Genomic DNA, 6441 nt, shown 5'->3' on the forward strand with positions numbered 1-6441 from the left:
GGGCGACGGTCCCGTTCACGAGCCGTTCGAGATCGCGCGGCGGCTCGGCGGGGGTGAGGTGGAAGCCGTCCACGGCGCCGGTCCTGTGCCAGGTGGTGATCAGCTCGGCCAGGTCGACGGGGCCGCCACGGTAGAGCGGGGCCACGGCTCCCGGGATTTCCGGGGCCTCCACCTGTCCCCCGCCGCCCGCGCCCCCCGCCGATCCGGATCGTTCGCCGCCGCTGAGGCCGACGGTGAGCGCGGCGAGCACCCGCAGGGTGCCGGGGGCGCGCCCATGGGCGGCGGCCCGCTCGCACAACAGCTCGCGGATCGCCGCCGCCTCCTCGGGTCCGCCGACACCGATGAGTGCGACATCCGCGTAGCGGGCCGCGGCCTCCCTGTCCTGCTCACGGGTCGCGTCGATCACGGTGACCGGACGCCCCTGGGACCGGTCCCGCGCGGCGGCCGGACCGCCGGGATCGTCGGTTGCGTGCTCCGCCGAGGGACCGCCGGCCAGCCAGCCGGCCCGGCCGCCGGTCGCCCGGTCCAGCACGGCCACGGCCTCGGGGACCCGGAAACACCCGGCGTCGACGGCCGGCACGAGACCGATGCGCCGGGTGGCGGGGACGACCCCGGACAGTACGGCGAGCGCGTCGGGCCCCGGGCGGCCCGGGGTGTCACCGAGGGTGATGAAGTCGAGGTGGCCGCGCTCGGCGAGCCGGGCGAGTTCGGCGTACCCGGCGGCGTCGTGCCGGACGCCGCGGGGCGGCGGGCCGCCGATCTCGGCGGCCAGATGGAGAGGTCGGAGAGCTGCGGGCATGGCGGGCCCTCTTTTCTTCGTATGGGGTCGGGCTCCGGATCAGGCGCCGGACCGCGTACGGTCATCGGCCGCGCACATGACCGGAAACGGGAGCGGCGAGGCCGGGGCGCGGGCCTGGAGAGGTTCCGTGGATGCGCGGATCGGACACGGGGAAGACGGGACGTGCCTTCGCGGAACACGGACGGACCGGGCCCGTCGGCACGATCCGTATCCGTGTTTGAGGCTACGGCGTGTGCACGGCCCGGCGTCAGTCCTGTCCACACTGTGAACCGCCCGTCCCAGGGCGCCAGTCGGCCGTCGGCGAACTCTGGGGCCCGCGGCGCCGGTCCGATGCCGTGCACGGCGTCGTCGGCGAGCCGCCCGGCCTCCGGCAGCGGGGTGCCGGTCGCCGTGAGAGGGTTCCACGCACCCGACGCGGCGTCAGCTTCCCTCTCCTCCACGGCGTCCAGGAGTCGCGCGAGCCGTCCGAAGAGCCGGCCGGCCGCCTCGGTGGGCATCTCCTCTGCCGACCGGCGCGGTTCGCGTGCCGCGCAGTGGGCAGGGACCTGCTGTACGGCGCTGATCGGTGGTGCGCCCGGCCTGAGCCTCCGTCAGGACCGGGACGATCAGCCGTCGTCGTCGGTGACAATCCGGGAGAACAGACCGTGGTCGGAGCGAAGTGCCAGGTACGGCCCGCACAGATGGGCCATCCACTCTGCCCTGAGGCCGCCGGTGAGTCGGTGGACGCATGGCCCGACCGTCCCGAACACGACGCCCGCCCCGGAGTCGTTCGTCCGTGTGGAACAGATCGTATGGAGTGGCGCGTTCACCCGTACGTCCCCAGCATCACCCGTCTGGCCGGAATTTCATATTTTGGATGGGGTTAGCCCCCGTACACAGGAAGAACCTTGACGAACCGCCACATCTTCTGCACCAGTACCGTCACGAATCGCCTACACGGTGGCTATCCCCTTGGCGCAGAATCCGCGTTATGGACGACGATAGGGAAGCGGAACCACAAGTGACCGCGGTGAAAGGAGGCGTCCATGGGATCGGTGCGCAAGGCGAGTGCCTGGCTGGGCCTCGTTGAGGACAACGACGAGCGGTACTACGACGACGAGTACGCCGAGGGTACGCAGAGCGCGGACAACTGGAAGACCGACCCGCGGGTGCGGATCGCCGACCAGCCTGCTCCCGGGCAGGACCGCCGGATCGCCACCGTCACCCCGGAGAGCTTCCGGGACGCGCGGGGCATCGGCGAGCTGTTCCGGGAAGGCGTCCCCGTCATCCTCAACCTCACCTCCATGGAGCCCGCCGACGCCAAGCGCGTCGTGGACTTCGCCGCCGGGCTGATCTTCGGACTGCGCGGCTCGATCGACCGTGTCGCCACCCGGGTCTTCCTGCTGACCCCCGGTGACACCGAGATCGTCACCGGCGACCCCGCCGGCCGCGCCCAGGACGGCTTCTTCAACCAGAGCTGAGCAGGGTGCTCACCGGAAGGCGTCAAGCCCGGTGAGCGCCTTGCCGAGCACGAGCTGATGCATCTCGACGGTGCCCTCGTAGGTGAGCACCGATTCGAGGTTCGTCGCGTGCCGCATCACCGGATACTCCAGCGAGATCCCGTTCGCGCCGAGGATGGTGCGCGAGGTACGGCAGATCTCGATGGCCTCCCGTACGTTGTTGAGCTTGCCGAAGCTGATCTGCTCGGGCCGGATGCTCCCCGCGTCCATACGGCGGCCGAGGTGGTGCGCGAGCAGGATGCCCTTGTGGAGTTCGAGGGCCATGTCGGCGAGTTTCGCCTGGGTGAGCTGGAAACCGCCGATCGGCCGGCCGAACTGCTCGCGGGTCTTCGCGTACCCGAGCGCCGACTCGAAACTGGCGCGCGCCGCGCCCATCGAGCCCCACACGATCCCGTAGCGGGCGTGGCTCAGACAGCTCAGGGGCCCGCGCAGCCCCGTCACTTCGGGGAGTACGGCGTCGGCGGGCAGCCGTACGTCGTCGAGGACCAGTTCGCTGGTGACCGAGGCGCGCAGTGACCACTTATGGGTGATTTCCGGGGCCGAGAAGCCGGGGGTGCCGGCGGGGACGAGGAAGCCGCGGATCCCGTCGGGGGTGTCGGTGGTCTGCGCCCAGACGACGGCGACTCCCGCCACCGAGCCGTTGGTGATCCACATCTTGCGCCCGTTGATGATCCAGTCGGTGCCGTCTCGCTTGGCGTAGGTGCGCAGTCCCGCCGGGTCGGAGCCGTGGTCGGGCTCGGTGAGGCCGAAGCAGCCGATGGTCTCGCCGGCGGCCATCCCCGGCAGCCACCGCTGCTTCTGCTCCTCGGAGCCGAAGCGGTGGATCGCGTACATGGCGAGTGAGCCCTGTACGGAGACGAGGGAGCGGATGCCGGAGTCGGCCGCCTCCAGCTCCAGACAGGCGAGCCCGTACTGGACGGCGGTCGCGCCCGCGCAGCCGTACCCGGTCAGGGACATGCCGAGCGCGCCGAGGGCGCCGAGTTCGCGGGCCAGCTCGCGGACGGCGGGAAGCTCGCCGCGCTCGTACCACTCGGCGATGTGCGGCAGCACCCGGTCGGTGGCCCAGGTGCGGACGGTGTCCCTGATCGCCAGGTCCTCGGGGTCGAGCAGGTCGTCGATGCCGAGCGGGTCGCCGGGGTCGAAGGGCGGGCGCTTCGCGGCTGACGGTGCTGACATGAGGGGGCCTCCGGCGGTTCGCACAGGGGTGAGGTGCGCGAACTAAAACTAGCGGTGGTAGTTACGGCTCGGTACGACGTTACGGCTCAGTGTGCCGTCCGTCCAGACCCGGCCCGCTCCACCGAGCCGCGGCTCGCCGGTACGGCACCCCGCGCGCCCTCCCTGAGCCTGGCCACATCGACCGGTTCGTGGACGTCCGCCGGGGTACGCGGCCGGGGCGGGCGCTTCTCCGGCGGCTTGTGCGGCCGTACGGGCTCCCCGGCCGCCACCGGCTCGGGCCCTGACGCGGACTCCGAAGCGGGCGCGGGGCAGTCCATGACCCGGGGCAGCTTCAGCGCGGCCAGCGCGCCGAGCAGCAGCAGACCGGCGCTGACCAGCAGCGTCACATGAAGACCGTGGACGTACGAGTCGCGCGCCGCTCTGCGCAGGGCGGCCCCGGCAGGACCGCCGAGCCGGTGCGCCACCTGATACGCCTCGCCCAGCGAGTTGGCCGCCGCCTTGCCCGCCGGGGCGGGCACACCCTTCACCGACGCCAGCCGGGGCGCGTACGACGCGTTCATCACGCTGCCGAGCAGGGCGATCCCCATACCGGCGCCGAGCTGGTACGACGTCTCGCCGATGGCGGCCGCGCCGCCCGCCTGGTCGGCCGGGGACTCGCTGAGCATCGACTCGTACGCGCCGAACAGCGTGGTCTGGAGGCCGAAGCCGAGCATGACGAAGCCCGTCGTCAGCAGGGCAGGCCGGTCGTGCAGCCCCATCAGGATCAGCAGCAGCACGGCGGCAGCGGTGAGCGTGAAGCCCCACGCCACCATCCGGCGCGGACCGATCCGGCGCAGCGTGAACGACCCCGTGGCACCGGCGGCCATCGCGGCGAAGGTCAGCGGGAGCAGCCGCAGCCCCGTCGCCAGCGGACTGAGCCCCAGCACGAGCTGGAGGTACTGGACGGCGATCAGCTCAAGGCCGACCAGGGCCAGCATGGCGAGGACGATGCAGCCCACCGAGGTGGAGAAGGCGGGCCTGGCGAACATCGTCACGTCGATCAGCGGCTGGGCCCTGCGCCGCTGCCTGCGGACGAAGAGGACCAGCAGCGCGGCGCCGATGCAGAGCGGGGCCAGGGTCGCCGGGCCGAACGGCGCCTCGTCGGCGCCGAGCCGCTTCACCCCGAAGACCACCCCCAGGACCCCGGCGGCGGCCGTGAGCGCGCCGAGCACGTCCCAGGGACCGTCGGCGCTCCCCTTGGACTCGGGCAGCAGCAGGCGGCCTAGCGGCAGGATCACGGCGAGCAGCGGGATGTTGATCAAGAAGACCGAGCCCCACCAGAAGTGCTCGACCATGAAGCCGCCGAGTACGGGGCCCACGGCGGCGCCGACGGCGGCGACCGCAGACCAGACACCGATGGCCATGGCGCGTTCGCGCCGGTCCGGGAAGACGTCACGCAGTATCGACAGGGTCGCCGGCATGACCATCGCCCCGCCGATCCCGAGCAGGGCGCGCGCGCCGATCAGGACCTCTGGCGAGCCGGCGAAGGCGGCGATCGCCGAGGCGATGCCGAAGAGCCCGTACCCGAGAAGCAGCACCTTGCGGCGCCCCACCCGGTCGCCGAGCGTGCCGAAAAGGATCAGCAGCGAGGCGCAGACCAGCGGGTAGGCGTCGACGATCCAGAGCAGCTCGACCCCGCTGGGGGCCAGGTCGGCGGTGACGGCGGGGACGGCGACATGCAGCACGGTCGCGTCGAGCGCGACCAGCAGCAGGCTGACGCACAGGACGACAAGCACGACCCAGCGGTTGGCGCCTGCACCGGTACCCGCGGTACCGGCCGCGCGCAGCCGCGTCATGGCCGTGGTGCCCGACATCCGCGTACCTCCCATGCGTTCCTCGCGCTCGGCGGACCAGCGGGGAGCGGTATTCCCACGGTGCGGCCCGGCATCGACGGGCGAGTGAGCCGTCAGCGTACGCGAGTCCGCGCCGGGCGTACGTGGCGCATGTCTCGTACGGTTCCACCCGATCGGTGTGGCGTGTACCACACCGCGTGTGCTAGGCGGCAGACGACGCCCGCACAAGCGCCAGGGAAATTCCGGACCACCTCACGGTGAACGAATTCCGTTCCCGGACAAAGACGCTTCCCTGTGCGTCGTACCTGTGAATAGAGCACAAGGTCACTTGGATTTCGGGAACCGCCTTGAATAAGCCGTGACCCGAGACGTAGTCCACATCACATCGTCATCACAAAGAGACCGGAACGACGAGACAGGTCGCTAACTCGCTGTAACGTCGATTAGGTGCGTACCGACATCTTCGCCCGACTGGACCGGGAGCCGGAACCGCCGAAGATAGAGATCCCCGGGATGAGCCGCACCCGGATGACTCTCTTCGGCGGAACGTTGGCGTTCTATCTCGCCATCGTCGTGGCCGTGCTCGACTCGACCTGGCTGGTGAACCTCGACTGGAAAGTCATGCTGTTCCGGCCCTACCAGCAGTGGCCGGGCCTGCACGCTTTCCTCGACTACTTCGTGGTGCTCGGGCAGCGCGGCCCCACGGCGATCATGATCGCCGCCTGGCTGGGCTGGCGTTCCTGGCGGCAGCACACGCTGCGTCCGCTGATCACCCTCGGCATGGCTCTGCTGCTGCTCAACGTCACGGTCGGAGCGGTCAAACTCGGTCTGGGCCGGCTCGGCCCCCACTACGCGACGCAGATCGGCTCGGCCGAACTCTTCGCCGGCGGCGATATATTTCCCTCCGGGCACACCGCGAACGCCGTGGTGACCTGGGGAATCCTGGCCTATCTGGCCACCACCCCGCGCGCGCGGCGCTATCTGTCGATCCTGTCGTCGGCGCTGGCCCTGGGGGTCGGCGCGACCACCGTCTATCTGGGTACGCACTGGCTCAGCGACGTGCTGCTGGGCTGGGCGGCGGGGCTGCTGATCCTGCTGGGACTGCCCTGGACCGAGCCGCTGATCGGCCGCACGG

The 6441-nt window shown here is 71.1% G+C and carries 5 protein-coding genes and 1 pseudogene; 2 read left to right on the forward strand and 4 right to left on the reverse strand.

Annotated elements, in window-relative coordinates; genetic code table 11:
* Both QR77_RS07015 and QR77_RS48360 read right to left on the reverse strand, forming a co-directional pair.
* Positions 1-799, reverse strand: a 799-nt coding sequence (locus QR77_RS07015; protein WP_040020335.1) for an LLM class flavin-dependent oxidoreductase, incomplete at its 3' end; no start/stop codon positions are given.
* Between the two features lie 287 nt (positions 800-1086).
* A pseudogene (locus tag QR77_RS48360) lies at positions 1087-1488 on the reverse strand (hypothetical protein); the annotation flags it as partial.
* 336 nt (positions 1489-1824) lie between these two features.
* On the opposite strand from QR77_RS48360, the gene QR77_RS07025 reads away from it, so the two are divergent.
* Entirely contained in the window at positions 1825-2259 is a 435-nt protein-coding gene (locus tag QR77_RS07025) for a cell division protein SepF (protein ID WP_040020337.1), read from the forward strand.
* A gap of 9 nt (positions 2260-2268) precedes the next feature.
* On the opposite strand, the gene QR77_RS07030 is transcribed toward QR77_RS07025, so the two are convergent.
* Both QR77_RS07030 and QR77_RS07035 read right to left on the reverse strand, forming a co-directional pair.
* Positions 2269-3474, reverse strand: coding sequence for an acyl-CoA dehydrogenase family protein (locus QR77_RS07030; protein ID WP_040020338.1), 1206 nt, complete (start codon positions 3472-3474; stop codon positions 2269-2271).
* A gap of 86 nt (positions 3475-3560) precedes the next feature.
* The gene (locus QR77_RS07035; RefSeq protein WP_078877759.1) at positions 3561-5327 is read right to left on the reverse strand and encodes an MFS transporter; all 1767 of its coding nucleotides are present in this window, start codon (positions 5325-5327) and stop codon (positions 3561-3563) included.
* Positions 5328-5753: 426 nt separating this feature from the next.
* Here QR77_RS07035 and QR77_RS07040 point away from each other — a divergent pair.
* Positions 5754-6441 (forward strand): phosphatase PAP2 family protein (locus tag QR77_RS07040; RefSeq protein ID WP_150130551.1); only part of this gene is annotated, 688 nt, incomplete at its 3' end.

It is taken from the genome of Streptomyces sp. 150FB, assembly GCF_000818195.1.
Taxonomy (GTDB): Bacteria; Actinomycetota; Actinomycetes; order Streptomycetales; family Streptomycetaceae; genus Streptomyces.

Coding starts and splice junctions, on each gene's coding strand:
- QR77_RS07025 (WP_040020337.1), top strand. CDS start 1,825: ATGGGATCGGTGCGCAAGGCGAGTGCCTGGCTGGGCCTCGTTGAGGAC.
- QR77_RS07035 (WP_078877759.1), bottom strand. CDS start 5,327: ATGTCGGGCACCACGGCCATGACGCGGCTGCGCGCGGCCGGTACCGCG.
- QR77_RS07030 (WP_040020338.1), bottom strand. CDS start 3,474: ATGTCAGCACCGTCAGCCGCGAAGCGCCCGCCCTTCGACCCCGGCGAC.